Below are 16,997 nucleotides of genomic sequence, written 5' to 3' on the forward strand. Positions count from 1 at the left end.
CTGAACTGCTGGACCGGCATCTGCACCACCTGCCACCGACCACTGCCCAGCAGGACCACACCAAGATCAAGACAGACGTAACGGAGTCCTACTAGTGCCGCAGCAGGCAACGTTGGCCCCGTTGCGACGCCCGGCACGCACTCTCGCCGCACCGGCCGAAAGCCCGAGTACGTCCAGTTACGAGGCCTTCCGTCCGGCACTCCCCCAGCCTCCGGCCGGGGGGGACCCCCAGAGCACGCACCGGACCCCGCTCCCTGACGGGCAGACATTGCCTGCCGCGGCACCAGGCGATCGGCTCGGCCACGCACCGAATGCCCGGTCCGTGACTCGGTGCAGGTACTCGCGGCTCGTCCCGCCATTGACCTGCACCGAGACACCGGCCGGCGGTGGGCTGCTCCGGAACCCCGGCCACGAGAGCACCGGGACCGGGCACAGGCGCTCACCGAGGAGAGCGGCACGCGGACTGTGCCGGCGGACAGTGGCGACTGCCGAGGCCGTCCGCGCGGCCGTCACCAGGACGCCCGACCGAGACCGATGTCCCAGCGGCGTCTTCACCGTCTGCCCCCTCCGTCCGGCGGCCGTGCCGGACTGCTTCAGTCGCGAGGCCGTCGGCGGTTGCCGGCCCCCGCGTACCCGACAGCGTGTGCCAGCGGGTCTGCCCGGTCCGGGCCGGCGCGAACGCCGACGGCCGGCCCGTGTTCGTCGACCTCAGCCGCCTGGGCGGCGTCCTCGGCGTGATCGGTGAGAAGGCGGTGGCCCGTGAGGTCGTACAGAACCTGCCGGCGGAGACCGCCCGTACCCGCCCGGGTGCTCCGGTGACCGTGCCGCGGCGAGCGGCAGATGCTCCGCCGCTCGCCGTACCGCCGAGCCTCCAGCAAGGTCACCCCACAGGCCGCCGAACCGACGGTGACGGCCGCGTCGACATCCCCGTGCCGGACCTGAAGCTCCCGGCACACACGCCCTCACCTGCACGGATACCTTCGAACGAGCCAAGCCCCCGATTATGGATTGACTAATCCACAAAGCGCGCTACGCTGTCCCCATGGCACGAATCAGGGAGTTCGACATCGACCAGGCGGTAGACCGCGCCATGGATCTGTTCTGGCGTCAGGGCTATGCCGAGACCTCCCTGCAGGACCTGCTGAAGGAACTGTCGATAGGCAGCGGCAGCTTCTACGCAGCCTTCGGCTCGAAGGAGCAGCTCTATATCCACGCCCTGGACCGCTACGTCTCCGTCCAGGGCCGCAGCCTGGAGACGGCCCTCGACGGGGCGCCCGAGATCCTGCCCGCGATCCGCAGGGTGCTCGCCTCCCTGATCGAGGCGGACCTGACCGACCCCACGCGCGGGTGCCTCGTGGTCAACACCGCCACACAGTGCGGCGACCAGCCTCTGGCGGCGGACCGCGTCAACACCGCGATCCGGCAGGTCGAGTCCCTCCTCACCGGCGCCCTGGAGCGGGCACAAGTGCGAGGGGAGATCCCTCCCGAGAAGAACCCGAAGGAATTGGCCAGGTTCCTGACCACGCTGATCCAGGGGATCCGCGTCATCGGCGGAGCACGCATGGGGAGGGAGTTCATGGAGGACGCCCTGTCCACGGCGATGCGCGCACTGGGCTGAGACACCCCGGAAAACCTCCACAGCGCCCGCATCCGCGGTTCACCGTACCTCAATTATGTATTGATCAATCCAGAAAGAGACCGTCATGGAACTGCACCTCAAGGACAAGGTCGCCGTCGTCACCGGAGCCAGCAAGGGCATCGGCCTGGCCGTGGTCGAGAAGCTGGCCCACGAGGGCGTCAAGGTCGTGGCCGGCAGCCGCTCCTCCACTCCCGAGCTGGACGCCCTGGCGGCCGATCACGACGTCACGATCGTGCCGGTCGACCTGTCCACCAGAGAGGGGGCGGAGACCCTGATCCAGCAGGCCGTCGAGCGCCACCAGCGCCTGGACATCCTGGTCAACAACGTCGGCGCCGCCGAACCCCGCGAGTCGTTCCTCAAGGTCGACGACGCCGACTGGCAGCGGATCTTCGACCTGACCTTCTTCAGCGCCGTCCGCGCCAGCCGCGCCGCCCTCCCGCATCTGATCGCAGCAGGTGACGCCGCCATCGTGAACATCGGCTCGATCAACGCCCGGCTGCCCTTCCCCATGGTGGTCGACTACTCGGCGGCCAAGGCCGCGCTGGCCAACCTCAACAAGTCCCTGTCCGAGGAGTTCGCACCTCAGGGCGTGCGCGTCAACGCCATCGCCCCGGGCCCGGTCCGCACGCCGTTCTGGACCGCGCCGGGTGGCTTCGCCGACGCCACCGCCGCGGCCGCCGGGACCACCGCACAGGAAGCGCTGGACGTCGTGGTCCCGCAGAGCATGGGCATCACGTCCGGACGAATCAGCGAGGCGCACGAAGTCGCCGACCTCACCCTGTTCCTCGCCTCACCCCTCGCCGCGAACATCACCGGAACGGAGACCCTCATCGACGGCGGCCAGACCAAGACGCTCTGAGACCACGCCCGGCACCCGCACCTCAAGGCGCCACGACAGTCCCACGGACGACCACAGACCAAAACCGTTCGCCATTCAACTTTCAATCCGGACGGAGAGAGAAATACCGGTCACCGACACGATCACCCCTGAGCCGCTTCTTCAGCTCGCAGCCGAGCCGCCCAGCCCGGCGAGCAGGCGCGACAGGCTCAGAAGGCAGGCAACGGCGCCGCGCATATGGACCCCGAGCCGCTTCGCGGACCACCGGCCGGGTGCACCTGCGGCGGCCCGCCGAGCAGGCCCCGCCTGGCTGCACGGCTCCCAGCCGCTACACGGCGGCGCGGGCGGCTGCCGGCCGGCGCAACCCCGGCCGGCGCGGCACCTGGACGTCCCCGCCTGCCGCCGGGACCGGACGCCCGCCCGCCGGGAACCTGCCCTGCGGCCCGCAGGGGGCTCAGCACCGCAGGTGCGCGGCCCGCAGCACCGACCCGCTGCCAGCACGCATCGCGTGCACTCATGCCGTCTGCCCGCATACATCGCCTCCACCATCCCCGCGCACGTCCTGGCGTCCTGCTGCCCCAACTGGAGAATCCGCGTGCGCCACCGCCTCCTGCTCCAAGCCGTCTGCGCGCTTCTCCGCGCCGCAACGGCTGCGATGCTCCTCCGGTGCTTCCAGAAGCTCTCCCGCCAGCCCCGGGGAAGTCCTCAAGGCGCTGCAGAAGGCAGGCGGTTCGGCAGGGCCCGTCCGATGACAACGTTCTGGCCAACAACGGCACCCGCTCCGTGCGCAGATGCCACGGTGTCCGCAGCAACTTCCGCACCGCCAAAGGGGGGCCCGTGCGCCGTATCGTCTCGGCTGCCGTTCTGCTCGCTGTCCTGCCTCTCGCCGCCTGCTCCGCAAGAACCGCTTCCGGGGCAGCTCCGGCCGTTACCGTGACGCGCACCGTGCCGGCCCCGGTGCCGCCCACCGCGACGACCTCGACCGCCAGCCCTGCGCCGACGTCCGCGGCGCCGGCCACGACGGCCGTCCTGCGAAAGACGGCGCCCCCGGCGGCTCCTCGGCCGCATCTGACCAACGCCTCGGCGGTGGTCTCGCAGTACTACCAGGACATCACCGACCACGACTACGCGGCCGCTTGGGCGCTCGGCGGCTCGAACATCGCCGGGACGACCTACGACCGGTGGGTGGCCGGGTTCGGCACCACCCAGAGCATCGCCCTGGGCACCATCAGCGAATTCGGGACCTCCCGCGTCCGCGCCGTCCTGTATGCCACCCAGACCGACGGCACGCTCAAAACGTATGCCGGCGACTACACCGTCACCGATGGCATCCTCCTCGGCGCCTCCATCCGCCGGACCAGCTGACGGTCAGCGGAAGCTCGTCCCGCCAGGCCCCGCTGAGGACGAGATGCAGTTCCCACAGCATGCCACCCCTCTGCTCGTGATCCGCAGCGCCGTGGACTGCTCTGACGCTCGACACTGCCGGGGCGGGTGATGGCCGCGACGAACCGCCTGCAGACTCTTCGGATGCGCCAGTTCGCGGCGGGAGCCGACTCGGTGATCAGGCCCTTGCCGCCGCCTTCCTCACAGGGGGGTAGCCACGAGGAAGGGTCCAGCGCGTAGGCGGCTCATGATGTCCAGTGCCGGTAGGCCTCCACCCAGGCCCATCCCTCAGGCGCGGGGTCGGGCAGCGGTAGGTCGAGGATGCCGATCGCCTGAGCGTGCCGGCCGTGTCTGCACCAGGCGGCGATGGGGCTGCCGGGCCGGTCCTGGAGGGCGGTGACGGTCACGGGGATGCCGAGCACGACGGTGGTGAACGGCAGGGCCAGGCGGTCCTCGATGACCGCCTGGAAGGCGGCGAGCTGTTCGTGCTCGTCGTAGGCATCGACGATCGCCTCGGCGACCAGGGCGTCGAGTGCGGCGGTGGACAGCCTCATCGCCTCTTCTTCCCTTGCGTGCGCAGGAGTTGTGCGAGGCGGGCGCCGACCGGGGTGATGCTGGGCAAGGGCTCGTGCGCGAAGTGATCTGCCTTGCGGCGGCGCAGCAGCTCCTCCCCGTCCCGCGCCCAGGCGAAGGTGGGCTTGCGCAGGAGTGCGCGGAAGACGGCGTCGGCGTTCGTGGGATGCCGCTGGACGAGTCGGCGGATGGCCATGGGAGCGACGGAGTCGTCGTTCAGGTAGTGCCTGAGCCGGCTCAGGTAGGTGCGGTCACGGGCCAGGGCGGGATCGGCGAACAGCACGTCGAGGTGGCCGAAGTCGGCGTAGTAGCACAGGCCTTCGGTCTCGTCGAAGATCACGGCGACGGTGTCCGCGTGGCGGAGTTCTTCGGGCAGACTGCTGAGCTCGTCAAGGGAAGGCCTGCCGTTGATCGCCTGCGTGGCGGTTTCGTCGTCGAGTTCGGCCAGGGCCTTGTCCTGCCGGTGACGGTGGTACTCCCGCATCCGTACGGGCGCCTCGCCGGCATCCAGGACGAGCATGTCGGTACCGAACACCTCGATGAAGTCGGCGCGGGCTTCGGCCTGCATCTCCCACGCCTTGCGCAGCATGTCGGGATTGCGGCGCAGCAGCTGCGGATGGACGGTGAGCGTCTGGACGGCAATCTGGGCCAGCTGCGGTCCGTCGCCGGGTGGGTAGGTGGTGAGGTTGCCGCTGACCAGCCAGGCGTCCGTGTCGGGGTGGACGGGCACGATACGGTCGGCGACGAACATCCCTGTGCGCAGTTGGCCAAGGGCGCGCCGGCCCAGGTTGGAGTGGACCCGGTAGAGGAGGTCATCGAGCAGGTTGTGCAGGACGACGGCATCCCCTTGAGAGCCCTGTACTTCGAAGACTGCCTCCACCACGTCGCGCCAGCCGAGCAGCATCGCCCGCTCGTCCTCGCTCAGCGGCGGCCGCCGCTGGGTCACAAACCGCTCCAGAACGCTCGAGCCGTCCGCCAGCCGGTGCTGCAGCACGAAGTGGTCGATGGTCTCGATGACCATCGCCTCGTCCAGGAAGCCGAGCCGGTCCGCTGCCTCCTCGAGCCGGGCATCCAACCGCCGGGCGAAGCGGGGACTGTGCGCGAAGGCCACCAGTTCGCTCTTGAGGTCCGCGCTGCGTGCCACCAGCCGGGCGATGCGGGGCAGCACCGTGGGGGAATCGCCGTGTTCCACTACTGCTTCTTCCTGCCTGTCCTTGCTGTGTGGGGTGCGTTGTCGCGAGCCGCCGCCCCGGGGGGCGGGTGCGGTCCGTGCCTGGATCGGGAGTTGCACCGACGACCGTACACACACGCAACCGGTGCGGCAGCGGGTTCGACACCCGCTGTACCGGGCATCGGAGCAACCCGGATCTGCAGGCGGGCCGGAGCAGAGCACAGGTGCCGGGTCAGCCGGGATGCTCGCGCAATTCGCCGGGCTTTAAAAGGCTGCCCCGGCTGCCCCATGGGCTCAGCTCGTCGCGGACGTGGAGGACGATGCGCCTCGGGCCAGGCGGGTGGATGTCCTGCGTCGCCCTCTGGGCGGCAGTCGCAGCAGTTGGTGCAGCGGGATGCCGTCTTGGGCCCACTGGCCGAGCCGGTCCCGGTCGACCCAGTGGATGCGGTGACGCTGGCCCCAGGTTTTGGCATCGCGGGTGATGTGGCCGTTGGTGACGACGACGGCGATGTCGGCGCGGTGGACGGGTCCGGCGGTTCCTTTCACCTGGTACATCACGTGGGAGCCGACGCGGGCGGCGACCGTGGTGTGTTTGGCCTGGACCACCAGGCGGCCCAGGCGAGGGTGCTCGGCGATGACGTCGGCGCCCTGGTCGCCGGCGCGGCCGACCTGTCGCGCGTGGAAGCCGTCTCTGATCAGCAGGTCCCGCAGCGCGTACTCGAACTGCCGGTCGTCCATGGCACCGAACTCCTCCAGCATGATGTGCAGCCGGGCCAGCAGCACCGCCCGCGTCCGCCGCCCCGCGGCAGAGCGCGCCATCCGCCACACCCCGCAGGCCAAGGCAGTGGCCACGACGGTGGCCGTCAGTGGCCAGGCGTGCAGGGCCGCGTGCCCCAGCACGGCGGCCGTCCTCAGCAGCATCCATCCCGCGGCGGCCACCACCGCGGCCGCCGCCAGCTGTTCGCCACGCCCCCGCGGGGCACGCAGTTTCAGCCGCGGGCGGCCCATCAACGGCCCGCAGAAGCCGACACCGACGGGCTGGGAGCGGGAGGCGTGCGGGGAGTGGACGCTTCACCCAACCCGAACAGCTGGCTCCATAACCACACTCCCGCAATCAGTCCGGCGACCGTCCAGCCGCTGAGCTTCTTCCCGCTGGGGCGCGGATTGCGCCGGATGTGCCGACGCACCACGTGGTATCCCTCAGGCACCTTCGCCACCGCCAACTCCTTGCAGCAACACGGCGGGCCACCCGCTGCGGCCTGCGCTGTGGGGATTGATGTAGCAGCGGCCACTGACTAAGACCCGTGCGCTGATAGCCGAGTTGGGATTCACGGCCGAGATCGCGCGTAAGGGAGTGCCAGCCCCGATTCAGGCCGGCAAGCGCTGGGTCGTCGAGCGCACGCACTCGTGGATGAACGGCTACGTCAAGCTCCGGCGCTGCACAGAGAAGAGCGGCAGCGTCGTGGACTTCTACCTCTACCTCGCCGCCGCTCTCGTCACGCTCCGCATGCTGATCCGCCGGGCAACGAGCCGCTACCGCTGGGACGGCCGCCCCACCACCCGACGCCTCAAGTGATCCAATTCCGGCCGGTCATACATGGGCCTCCGCACAACGAGACACGTTCTACCAGGTGGAGGGAACCACCGGCCCCCGGGCGATCAGGACGTCGGCTTTGTGGTGCCAGCCGAGGGAGGAGTAGAGACGCTGTCCTTCCTCGCTGGCAATGAGAAGACCAGTACGGGCACCCTGGGACACGGCCGCCTCCGCCAGAGCGCTCATCATCGCGCGGCCCAGGCCGCGTCGGCGGTGCGCTGCGTCCGTCTCGATGCGATCGGCGATCGCATCACCGCCGACCACGGCAATGGAGCCGCACGCTGCCACCTCTCCGGAGGGGGCGTAGAGGGAGACGATCGTGACTGGTCCCTCCGTGCGCACCTCGCGCTCGTACGGCGCGGCAGGCGCATGCTGCGGGTGCCCGGTCAGATCGGTCGTCATGAACCACTCTGACCGCTTGAGCAACTCCAGTCCGGCGGCGCCGACGATGGCTTCGACTGTGCCTGGGCGCAGCGTAGGCACAGTGAGCCAGGTGATCTGCCGTGCGGCGGCGACGGCTGCCGCCAGCCGTGCTACGGACTCGGGCTCCTCGTCCGCACGCAGCGCGAACACCTCTACCTCGCGGCCGGGTTGGTCGCACTTGGACCGCAGGCCGTCCCCGGCGGGCTCGACCGGCTCGGCCTCGGGCAGGGAGCGGGCGATGGTCCAGCCGTCCAGCCAACGTCGTATGAGCCCTGATTCGATCTTCGTCATCCGGCGATTAGAGCATGACCGCAACCGGTGGGCCGGCGAACAACCGTCCCCCTTTGTTCGCCGCCGCCACACGACGCCGCCCTCCATTTGCCGGTCGGTCTTACTTACCCGGTCGGCCCGGCCTGGCTGGTCGCCATCGCCGAGGCCGCGCCGGAGACGGCCGACCACCGGCACCCGTCCGCCGCCATGTCCCGTGTCCGGCTGCTCGCGCGGATGACGCCGGATCACCGCAACGGCATCCCCCGGCAGTCCGGCGGCTCGCTCGGCTGGAGCATGCCCGGCGCATCTGCAGGCGTCTGGCCGGACGGCCGCATCGAGCTGCGCAGCACCACCGGCGCGGAACTCGCCGACCGACTGGAGGGCTCCGAGTGGGATCACTGGCGGGTAGCCGCCGTGGCAGACGCAGGCCTGCGTCTGCTGTGCGCCCCCGAGGCCCGGCACCTGATCAGCACCGGGGAGCCGTCCGGCTGGTACCGGCCGTCCGGCCGGGGCCTGATCGGAGAAAGCCGTGAGCGCAAAAGCGGTCAGGTGTACGACGGCTCCGCCGTGGCGCTGCTCGTGCGGCTGGAGCGTGATCGTCTCGTCGCGGCTGGGCGCCCGAGCGATGGCCAAGCACCGCCGCCAGGCCACCACCGGCGAGGCCGAGTAGCTCCCCACGCCCGAGGGTGCGCCTGCCCACGCCCGGGCCCGACCTCGCAGGAAGCCCGCCGCGTTCTGGCCAGTGACGTACGAGCAGCCGTCCCCGACCACGCCGAGCGAATCCTCACCGACCCGGCCTGGCCCGCGCTCGCCACCGTCCTCGCCGACGCGGAACCCGCGGCTATCAACCCCACCAGCTGCTCAAGGAAGCCGCTGCCGAGCGCGAGCTGAGCACCGCACGACAGCCCGCCCCCGTGCTCATCACCCGCATTCAGCACACCGGCTGCAACCGAGCATCCAACCGCCGAGCCCAAGCTGCCCGCCTGCAGTCGACCATGGCAGGCTCGATCCCCACTCAGCAGACCGGAAACGGTCGGCTCCCCTCGGTGCCTCCATCGCCTACCAAACAGCAGCACCGACAGCGCCGATAGACACCGTCAGAACCGCAGGGGTTGCGTTCCTCCGGGATCGGATCGCCGCCCTCGCCGACGAGGCACTCAACCTCCAGAACGCCGGCAGCGCCACCCAGCGGGTACGCAGCAACCTCTATGCCTCAGCAGCCGCTTTCCGCTCTTCCGCGATGTGGGCCGCCATCGACGGCCGGCGCTACGACGCCGCCAAGGCGCACATGCGTGAGGCCCAGGCCCTGGCTGAGATGTCCGGCGGTCAGGCGATCAAGGTCCGCATCCGGAGTCACGCGGGCACCATGTACCGCCACATGGGCCAGCGCACCGGCACCCGCCGGGCCTTCGAGCAGGCCCAGGACGCCATGCTGCGCGCCGACCCGCCGACTACCAGCCGGTGTGGATGCTCGCCTTCTATGACCAGGCCGAGCTGGACTCCCCGGCCCTCTCCGCACACTTGGCGCTCGGCGACTACTCGACCGCCGAGTACCACGCCCACCGCTGCCTGTCCGCCCTCCGGCCCCACATGATCCGTTCCCGGGCCATCACCACCACCCGGCTCGCCCACGCCCAGCCCGCCCCGGGCGCCTTCGCTTGGCTCGGCCAGCTTGAGGGCGCGGAGTGCTAGCCACAGGTCATGGATGCTGCTGGGGGACCGTAGAAGCGAGCGTTTGAGCAGTGCTTCGCTACGTGTCAGGCGCTTGCGTACGGCGGATGTCGAGATGGACAGTGCAGCCGCGGTGGGGCCGATGCGTGCGTCGAGGCGCAGCCAGGTGGTGAGGGTCTGCGCGATGCATGCCGGGACGTCGGGCGCGGTGACAGGACGGAACTGTTGTTGGGCCCACACCCCGACGCGGGGCAGCGCCAGGAGTTCGTCCAAGGTGGGCAACATTTCCCCCGCCCGTGCGGCATCGCCCTCTGGCGGGGGCGGGATCTGTGCGGCGACGGTGCGCAGAGCGAGTGCCAGTGCGGCTTGGTCGGCGAGCCGATGCAGGTCCAAGCCGAGCAGTTCTTGGATGCATGTCAGGCGCGCACTCAGGGTGTTGCGGTGAATATCCAGGTGGGCCGTTGCACGGGTGTGGAAGCTGAGCCATGACGCGGCGGTGGCCAGCAGTTCCGCGCTGTCGGGGTCCTGGGCCCGCCTGGCACGGTGGGTATGGATCGGTGAGAGGAGGGCCTTGGCCCAGGTCGCTGCAGCGGGCCCGATGGTCGCTGCCAGGTCGGGGTTGGCCGCGAACGAGGCCTGCCGTTCGGGGCGGCCGCGTGCGGCGGCGAGAGCATGGAAGGCCTGAGCGTAGCCGGTGGCGGTTTCCCGCAGGGGCACGGTACTGCTCTCTCCGATCCAGCAGGCGGCCGCCAGGTCGGGGGGCCAGACCGGTGCCGGGGCGCCGTCACCGGGCGTAAGCATGAAGAGGTGGTCGGCGTACACCGGGCACGGCACGATCCACGCGCCGTCGGCCGCATCGGTCAGTTCCCTGACCAGTTGGCCGCGAACTCTCGGCGGACCCTCGATGACGTACACCCGCACCATCGCGGGCAGAGCCGGGCGCAGCGCCCCCGCGATCTGTCGCGCGGCGGACGTATGGCCGTTCAGCAGCAGATGCAGGACTGCTTCGCGCGTCCCGGCTTCGGCGATCCTCAGCCGGCGCTGCTTGCGCCGGGTGTGTTCCGCCAGCCAGCTCAGACTCAGCACGGATGTGGCGTCCGCAAGCAGAAGCGGCAGTTCAGGTGGTGCCGGCTGGGGCACAACGGCAGCGAGAAGAGGTGCGGCGGCACCCCGCGATCCGTCGAGGGGAAGGACGATGCAGGTGAGTCCGTCCTGGTCGATGGCAACGGATCCCAGGCGCCGCTCAGCTAACTCTCGCGCACCGCGCAGCGCGAGAACGCGCTCGGCGTCGCCGAGGGGAGCGCGGGGCGGGTGGGCCGGAGTACCCGCAGAGTTCATCAGCAAGACGGTGGCGCCGGTGCGGCCCGCCAGCCAGCGAAGCACCGGCCCGGTGCCGCCCTTGCGGGCAGCACGCTGCATATCCAGCACATCGTCGGCCCGTCGAATCCGTCCGGCGGTCGCTGTGTCCGCACGCAGATCACCGTGCATGTCGCCCCCCGAGAGACTCACAAGTCGGTTCGGTCGCAGAGTAAGCAGGTGCTGGCAGGGGCACAACAAGGCTCGCTGTGCAGACCGGCACCGGAGCGACCGCTTCACAGTGCAAACAGGTCCTTCGCGTCGCCCGCAGCCGTCATAGATTCTGATCTGCACGGCACCGGAGAGGCACCCCACCGCAGCGGCCCGAGCCGAGATCCTCGCGTTCCTGACCGAACGACTGGGCCTTCCCGGCACCCAGAAACACTGGACCAACCGCTGAGGAGAGACCGCCCACTCCGCGCGCCTGGCTGTCCACGGCCCTTGAAGTGCCGCCATCCGCAACTTCCCGGCGTCTCGGCTACGACTCCGGGGCTACACGAGGGGGAATCATGCCCGGCTGGACCGGACGCATCACCAAGGCAGCCGTCGCAGGCAGCATCGCCATCGCGGGCGTGGTCACGGGGACCGGCAGCGCCCACGCGGACGTCGCAACCGCCTGCCGAGCGGGAATCAACGGCCCCACGGTCGCTGTCACCAACACCATCTCCATTGGCTCCTGCTACTACGTTAAGGACGACGGCTACCACGTCTGGCCCTGGGTTCCGTACCAAAACAACTCCGGCAGCGCGGTGACGTATTGCGCGCACGCGATCGACGTGTACAACCCCAGCGGCCCCTGGCCCCACGACTTCGGTTGCGACAGCACCACTGCCGCCCAGAAGGGGATGGCCTACCCGGGAACGGCGCAGCCGTACCGGGACTGGGGCTGGCAGACCTGGGATGCGCCTGCGGGCACGTACGTGATCTCCGCCGGGTTCTGGCTGAATGGTCACTACCTCGGCGACGTCCAGACCCCGCGCTTCAACATCGGCGCGCACTCCGGATAGCCAAACGGGAGGTGGATAGCCCATGCCCAGCTGGACGGGTGGGAGCGCCAACACGGGCGACGCCAACACGAACACGACCGAAACCGAGGAGACCACCGCGGCCGCCGAGGCGGACACGACCGCCGAGGACGCGCCGGCTGGCGAGGAGCAGGCTGAGCCCGCCAGCGAGTGGCCTGAACAGTGAGTCGGTCCGGCCTCTCCAAGGCGGGGCCGGCCCGGACCGACTCACGCTCTGATTCCGTGCCGGCGTCCCAGGTGTACGGAATCGTGCAGGAAACAACACTTTGCACGGCCGCAAACCTGGCCGAGCCGTTCCGGACAAGGGCGGGGTCAAGCGGCAACAGCAGGGACGTCGAGCGGCCATGCCTGGCCGTGATCGCACACAGGGGGGACCCATGAAGCTCAGGAACCGACTCGCGGCCGGCGCCGCTACTGTGGCCTTGTCCACGTTCGGACTGGTCGGGCTCGGCGCTACTACTGCTCACGCCGCCGACAGCTACTACTGCGACGGCGGTCCCACTCTCCCCAACGGGACGTGGGTAGAGGAATGCATCCACCTCGGCGGCAACGGGTACTGGCAGCCCTACACGTACTTGAGCAATTCCGCGTTCGTGTATGCGGGATCCCAGTGGATCAACTCGAACGGACAGCACGGCGACTGGACCTTCATCCCCGGTGGACAGTACAGCGTCGGCAACATCTGGGGTGGGTCCACCAACTGGCGATCCAGTTGCTACGTCCAGGCTCAGGCGAGCATTACCTTCGCTGGGGCGAGCTACAACCTGTACTCGCCGTCAGAATACGTGTGCTGACCGTGCCCTGGTCGACGTTACGGTCGACCAGGACACGACGGACGGCCGGGCGGGCTGGACGGTCATCGAGGAACAAGCCATCCGCGCCGCCCGCGGACCTGCTGCCCGACCCGGGCCGCTCGATCACCTCCATCGCCAAGCTGCTGGGCGTCTCCCAGGGCACCATGGCCCGCCAGCGCCACCGCCCGCAGGTGCCCTACGACACCGACTCCCCCACACACGCGAAACCGGCCGTCGACCGGTAGGGGCACGCCCCCTGACGGGGGCTCAACGAGGGCTGGGGCCGGACCCCTGACGTAACCCGCGACGATCGGGCGCAGGGCAGGCCCGGGGCCGTCGGCCCCTGTGGGGCGGTTAAGGCACCGCGCACCAAGGCCCGTTTGCGCCTCCCGGACGCAAAGAAGAGCCGCCCGCCCCAAGGCCGTGCACCACGGCGTCGGCCGACGGCGGGGCGAGGGGGCGGAGCCACCACCGAACGCACGCCAAGGCCGGCCCCCACACGCCGAAGGCTCGAGCCGAACCGCCGAACGCCAGCCGGTCATCGGCGGCGCAGGTCAGCCGCACAGATCCGACTGCCGTACGCCCCTCGCTGTCATGATGATCCGATGGACAACCGGGACAGGACCGAACCTTTGCGGGTGGCCGATGAGCACGCCACGCTGACCGGCTTCCTGCAGCGCCAGCGTGACACGCTGGCCATGACATGTGCAGGGCTCACAGCCGAGCAGCTCAGAAAAAAGGCCGTGCGGCCCTCGGGCTTGTCGCTGCTCGGCCTCGTCCGGCACATGGCTGACGTCGAGCGGACCTGGTTCCGGAACGTGTTCAACGGCGAGCACAGCGAGGTGCACTGGCCCCGAAGCGACGGCGGCGCTTTCGCCGTCGACACCGCAGACCCGTTAGAGGCGTTCGCGATCTGGCACGAGGAATGCGCCCGATCCCGCGACATCGTGGACGCCGCCCAATCCCCCGACGTCACCGGGCGATACCGCAACGACGTCTACTCCCTCCGCTACATCCTCACCCACATGATCGAGGAATACGCCCGGCCCAACGGCCACGCCGACCTCCTGCGCCAACGCATCAACAAAATCGCCGAACAGTAGCGAACGGCTGGGGCCCGGCCCCCTGACAGGCCCGGGACGGTCGGGTGCCAGACCGGGGGCCTGCCGGCCCCGGGGTCGGGTGGGGCGAGGGCGGGCACGGAGCGGGGCCATGGCGCGGTCCCGGGGCCCGTCCTGGCCGACCGGTTGCGGAGAGCTGAGGAGGCAGCCCGCCCGCCTGAGAACCTCGTAAGCTGGCCCAGCTCTGTCCGCCAGCACGCCCGCCAAGCAACCACAGCAACGGCGACACGACAGACCACCACTCCCACAGAAGCGTCGACCCACGGCGCCGCGTTCGCCCGCAGGTCACGCCGCGAGAAGAGCGGTGCTATGAGCCCGGCAAGCTCCGCGATGTGCGCCTCGAACGCGCCCACGTCTACACCGGCGGCACAGGCCGCCCCGTATTCAACTTAAGCCACACCATGATGATCACGGGGCGGTCTGATCGACGCCGGCATCGCCGGCTTCTGCTGTCAGACCTCCCGTTTACGGTGGTGGCATGCGTTATCTGGTTGAAGCGTTCGCCGTCGGGGCACTGCGTCGTGGAGCAGAGATCGAGCAGTTCCTCGGGCCGAAGGAGCACAACGGCGAGCGGGGCGTCGCATGGGTGGAGATCTGGCCGCGGGAGCATGGCTACGTGATCACGCTGTACGGCGGCGTGGATCGGGCCGAGGGCTACCGGGGACAGCGGAATCTCTACGCGCTTCCACCGTTCCTCTACCCGCAAGAGGACGACGAGGATATGCCCTTCTGTGAACTCGGGATCGCATCCGAGCCGCTGGGGGCGCTCGAGCTGGCAGAGTCGCTGACCGGGGCAGTCCGGAGCAGATGGATGAACCGCGGCCTCGGCATGGACGAATACGCCGACTACGTACGAGCGGGCAGCCCAAGCGTGTGGCCTGTCAGCTAGCCGAGCACCGACCACGGCCCCGGCCATGGGGCTGCTTCCCGCTCGTGACCATGGTCGGGGTCTCGTGGTCGAGGTTTGGCCGGGGACCTGGGGTTCCACTCTCAGCGGTCTCATACCTGGTCGATGAGCGGAGGCAGCAGACCGTCGCCGGGCCAGAGGGCTTGCTCGGCCACGAGCTGGGTGAAGTACCTGCCGGCTTCTGCAAGGACCGCATCGCGCTCCGTGGCCCCGTAGACGAGGAAGTCGTCGGCTGCGGCGTCGTAGGCGCGGACGTGGTTGTGCGGCCCGGTGCACAGCAGGGCCCGCGCGATCTCGGGCAGGCCGAGGCTGAGGGCGTCGCACCGGCCGGCGTGGACGAGCTGGACCAGGTCGGTGGTGACGCCCTCCCAGTCGCCGACCTTGGGCCAGTCGGCCCCGCCGCCCAATTCGTGGGTGAGGGCGGCCAGCGGGATGATCTCGCCCGTTCGACGACCGCGGGTGAGGAGGTCGTGGATGCGGACGCCGTCGGGCTGGCGCACCTGCGGGTGCAGCAGGGAGGCGGCGGATACCACGGTGGTGTTGATCTCCTGCACGCCGTCGCCGGGGTAGTACGGCTCGTGTGCGAAGAGGAGGTAGACGTCCGTGGTGCGCGTCGCGTTGTCGGGCTGGGCCTGGGTCATGGGGCGCTCTGCCTTCAGTGCTGGCGTTCCGGGCGTGCGGCGGGGTGTTGGCGAGGTCGTGCGCGTAAGGCTGGGCGGGTACGGGCCCAGCCGCGCCTCGTGCCCGCCGGGCTGGTTCTCCTCGCCAAAGCGGGCCTCGGTGCGGATGCGGTCCAGGGTCTGGGTGACTTGGCTGGCGAGCTGGACCATCAGCCGTTCGCGGTCGATGAGTTGGGCCGAGACCGTACGGGTGTCCTGGTCCTGAAGCAGGCCGGCGGCGTCCCACAGCAGGTTGTGGCCGATCTCGGCCGAACGGCGCAGCTCGTAGCGGTCGTTGTCGGCGGCGGCCTGGACGAGTGGCTTTGTTCACGAGAACGAACAGCACCTGTACACGAGTTTGGGAGGCGTCGGGGGTGCGACGTGTTCGATGTTCGTGAGGAACGACAGCACGAATGCACCTCGCCGTCGCAGAGCCACCATTCGGGAAACCCGCGACGAGGCCCCCCAGCAGCTCTGCGCAACGTCTCCGTGGCGCCCGGCCACGAAGACTCCGCAAAAACCGTTTGACGGACGAGGGCCGACCACTGCTACATTTCCGGAGGCCGTGCGAGAGAGCGAGGAGGTGGTACCCGTGAACGCAGTATTGACATGGGTGCTCCCCTCCGGGGTCACGGTCGGGCGATAGACAGGTCGTCCGGGAGCGCCGTTGTAGTGCACTCCCGAAAGGCACGACCATGCATTTCACTTCCGAGCAACGCCTCGACGACGGCGTTCTCGAACGCGAATTCACCTTCGGTGAGATCCCCGGCATCCTGTGGACGCCCGAAGCCGCATCCACTTCCGCACCGGTGCCTTTGATCCTGCTCGGCCACCCCACGCTCGGGTTGCGCAAAATGTACCCCCGACTGGTGGCCCGGGCCCGGCACTCTGCGGCGGAGGGCTTCGCCACGGCCACCATCGAGCTCCCCGGAAGCGGCGACCGGCCCAGTTGGCCCGCCCTCGACCAGGCCCGCGCCGACCTGCGCCGGGCGATGCAGGCCGGCGAGCCAGTCAGCGACGGGATTGTCGACGCCCTCATCCTCCCGCTGGTCGACAAGGCGGTCCCGGAATGGCAGGCCGCGCTGGACGTCTTCCTGTCGCTACCCGAGATCGGCGGTCCGGTCGGGTACTCGGGGGGAGTGATCTCTATCGGCATCCGGCTAGCGGTGGTCGAGCCGCGCATCGTGGCCGCCGGTCTGTTCGCGGGAAGTCTTGTACCTCGCGTCATGTTCGAGGAAGCCCGGCAGGTCACTATTCCGCTGCATGTCCTGCTGCAGTGGGACGACGAAGGTAACGACCGGCAGGCGTCCCTGGACCTGTTTGACGCCTTCGGCTCCAAGGAGAAGTCCCTGCACGCCAATATGGGCGGTCACACCGGCGTCCCGCAGTTCGCGGGAGAAGCCGCTGCCCAGTTCTTCACACGGCACCTGAAATGAGGCCGGGCCGTGAGACCGGCAGCAGAAGGTAGCTGATGCCGGCGGCATACTGCTCATCGAGGACAGGTCCCGGCCCTTCCTAACCGTTTACGCCGTGGGCCCCTGCTAAACTCTCGGCAGGGGCCCACGCTGCCGCA

15 protein-coding genes and 4 pseudogenes are annotated in these 16,997 nt (G+C 69.6%); 13 read left to right on the top strand and 6 right to left on the bottom strand.

The genetic code is table 11. The features are described from left to right. Positions 1–1,042: 1,042 nt before the first annotated feature. From ACWCQS_RS39785 to ACWCQS_RS39795, 3 genes are all read left to right on the top strand, one after another. Positions 1,043–1,618 (top strand): TetR/AcrR family transcriptional regulator, encoded by a 576-nt coding sequence (locus ACWCQS_RS39785; protein WP_451009021.1) that lies wholly within the window; start codon positions 1,043–1,045, stop codon positions 1,616–1,618. Positions 1,619–1,703: 85 nt separating this feature from the next. Further along, on the top strand, positions 1,704–2,498 hold the full coding sequence (locus ACWCQS_RS39790; RefSeq protein ID WP_451009022.1) for an SDR family NAD(P)-dependent oxidoreductase: 795 nt from the start codon (positions 1,704–1,706) through the stop codon (positions 2,496–2,498). A gap of 912 nt (positions 2,499–3,410) precedes the next feature. Further along, positions 3,411–3,842 carry a hypothetical protein gene (locus ACWCQS_RS39795; RefSeq protein ID WP_451009023.1) on the top strand — a complete coding sequence of 144 codons (432 nt, stop codon included), beginning with the start codon at positions 3,411–3,413 and terminating at the stop codon, positions 3,840–3,842. Between the two features lie 263 nt (positions 3,843–4,105). Here ACWCQS_RS39795 and ACWCQS_RS39800 read toward each other — a convergent pair whose 3' ends face one another. The 3 genes from ACWCQS_RS39800 to ACWCQS_RS39810 all read right to left on the bottom strand — a co-directional run bounded on the left by ACWCQS_RS39800 (position 4,106) and on the right by ACWCQS_RS39810 (position 6,612). Next, the gene (locus ACWCQS_RS39800) at positions 4,106–4,414 is read right to left on the bottom strand and encodes a hypothetical protein (protein WP_451009024.1); all 309 of its coding nucleotides are present in this window, start codon (positions 4,412–4,414) and stop codon (positions 4,106–4,108) included. Next, positions 4,411–5,625: a hypothetical protein gene (locus ACWCQS_RS39805; protein ID WP_451009025.1), complete on the bottom strand. Its 1,215-nt coding sequence runs from the start codon at positions 5,623–5,625 to the stop codon at positions 4,411–4,413. The genes ACWCQS_RS39800 and ACWCQS_RS39805 overlap by 4 nt, the downstream gene beginning before the upstream one ends. A 273-nt stretch (positions 5,626–5,898) precedes the next feature. Then, positions 5,899–6,612: a restriction endonuclease gene (locus ACWCQS_RS39810; protein ID WP_451009026.1), complete on the bottom strand. Its 714-nt coding sequence runs from the start codon at positions 6,610–6,612 to the stop codon at positions 5,899–5,901. Positions 6,613–6,901: 289 nt separating this feature from the next. On the opposite strand from ACWCQS_RS39810, the pseudogene ACWCQS_RS39815 reads away from it, so the two are divergent. Then, positions 6,902–7,180 (top strand): annotated as a pseudogene (locus ACWCQS_RS39815) (IS5/IS1182 family transposase); the annotation flags it as partial. 48 nt (positions 7,181–7,228) lie between these two features. On the opposite strand, the gene ACWCQS_RS39820 reads toward ACWCQS_RS39815, so the two are convergent. Further along, entirely contained in the window at positions 7,229–7,912 is a 684-nt protein-coding gene (locus tag ACWCQS_RS39820; protein WP_451009027.1) for a GNAT family N-acetyltransferase, read from the bottom strand. Between the two features lie 696 nt (positions 7,913–8,608). Between ACWCQS_RS39820 and ACWCQS_RS39825 the strand changes: the two are divergent. Together ACWCQS_RS39825 and ACWCQS_RS39830 are read left to right on the top strand one after the other, a co-directional pair. Next, positions 8,609–8,982 (top strand): annotated as a pseudogene (locus tag ACWCQS_RS39825) (mobilization protein); the annotation flags it as partial. Further along, positions 8,946–9,544, top strand: a pseudogene (locus ACWCQS_RS39830) (XRE family transcriptional regulator); the annotation flags it as partial. The pseudogenes ACWCQS_RS39825 and ACWCQS_RS39830, both read left to right, overlap by 37 nt. Before the next feature lie 36 nt (positions 9,545–9,580). Here ACWCQS_RS39830 and ACWCQS_RS39835 read toward each other — a convergent pair. Then, positions 9,581–11,374, bottom strand: a pseudogene (locus ACWCQS_RS39835) (helix-turn-helix domain-containing protein); the annotation flags it as partial. 53 nt (positions 11,375–11,427) lie between these two features. Between ACWCQS_RS39835 and ACWCQS_RS39840 the strand changes: the two are divergent. From ACWCQS_RS39840 to ACWCQS_RS39865, 6 genes are all read left to right on the top strand, one after another. Continuing rightward, positions 11,428–11,925: a hypothetical protein gene (locus ACWCQS_RS39840; RefSeq protein WP_451009028.1), complete on the top strand. Its 498-nt coding sequence runs from the start codon at positions 11,428–11,430 to the stop codon at positions 11,923–11,925. A gap of 22 nt (positions 11,926–11,947) precedes the next feature. Then, complete coding sequence (locus tag ACWCQS_RS39845) at positions 11,948–12,109, top strand: hypothetical protein (RefSeq protein ID WP_451009029.1); 162 nt, start codon at positions 11,948–11,950, stop codon at positions 12,107–12,109. A 211-nt stretch (positions 12,110–12,320) separates the two neighbouring features. Then, complete coding sequence (locus tag ACWCQS_RS39850; protein WP_451009030.1) at positions 12,321–12,737, top strand: hypothetical protein; 417 nt, start codon at positions 12,321–12,323, stop codon at positions 12,735–12,737. Next, positions 12,731–12,982, top strand: coding sequence for a hypothetical protein (locus ACWCQS_RS39855; protein WP_451009031.1), 252 nt, complete (start codon positions 12,731–12,733; stop codon positions 12,980–12,982). Before ACWCQS_RS39850 ends, ACWCQS_RS39855 begins: the two co-directional genes overlap by 7 nt. Before the next feature lie 360 nt (positions 12,983–13,342). Beyond that, on the top strand, positions 13,343–13,840 hold the full coding sequence (locus ACWCQS_RS39860; RefSeq protein WP_451009032.1) for a DinB family protein: 498 nt from the start codon (positions 13,343–13,345) through the stop codon (positions 13,838–13,840). Positions 13,841–14,336: 496 nt separating this feature from the next. Continuing rightward, positions 14,337–14,747 (top strand): hypothetical protein, encoded by a 411-nt coding sequence (locus ACWCQS_RS39865; protein ID WP_451009033.1) that lies wholly within the window; start codon positions 14,337–14,339, stop codon positions 14,745–14,747. A 110-nt stretch (positions 14,748–14,857) separates the two neighbouring features. Here the strand turns inward: ACWCQS_RS39865 and ACWCQS_RS39870 are convergent, their stop codons facing one another. Continuing rightward, positions 14,858–15,595 carry a hypothetical protein gene (locus tag ACWCQS_RS39870; protein WP_451009034.1) on the bottom strand — a complete coding sequence of 246 codons (738 nt, stop codon included), beginning with the start codon at positions 15,593–15,595 and terminating at the stop codon, positions 14,858–14,860. A gap of 524 nt (positions 15,596–16,119) precedes the next feature. Between ACWCQS_RS39870 and ACWCQS_RS39875 the strand changes: the two genes are divergently transcribed. Next, positions 16,120–16,860, top strand: coding sequence for an alpha/beta hydrolase (locus ACWCQS_RS39875; protein ID WP_451009035.1), 741 nt, complete (start codon positions 16,120–16,122; stop codon positions 16,858–16,860). The last annotated feature ends 137 nt before the right edge of the window (positions 16,861–16,997 follow it).

Source organism: Streptomyces sp. NPDC002076 (assembly GCF_053593835.1).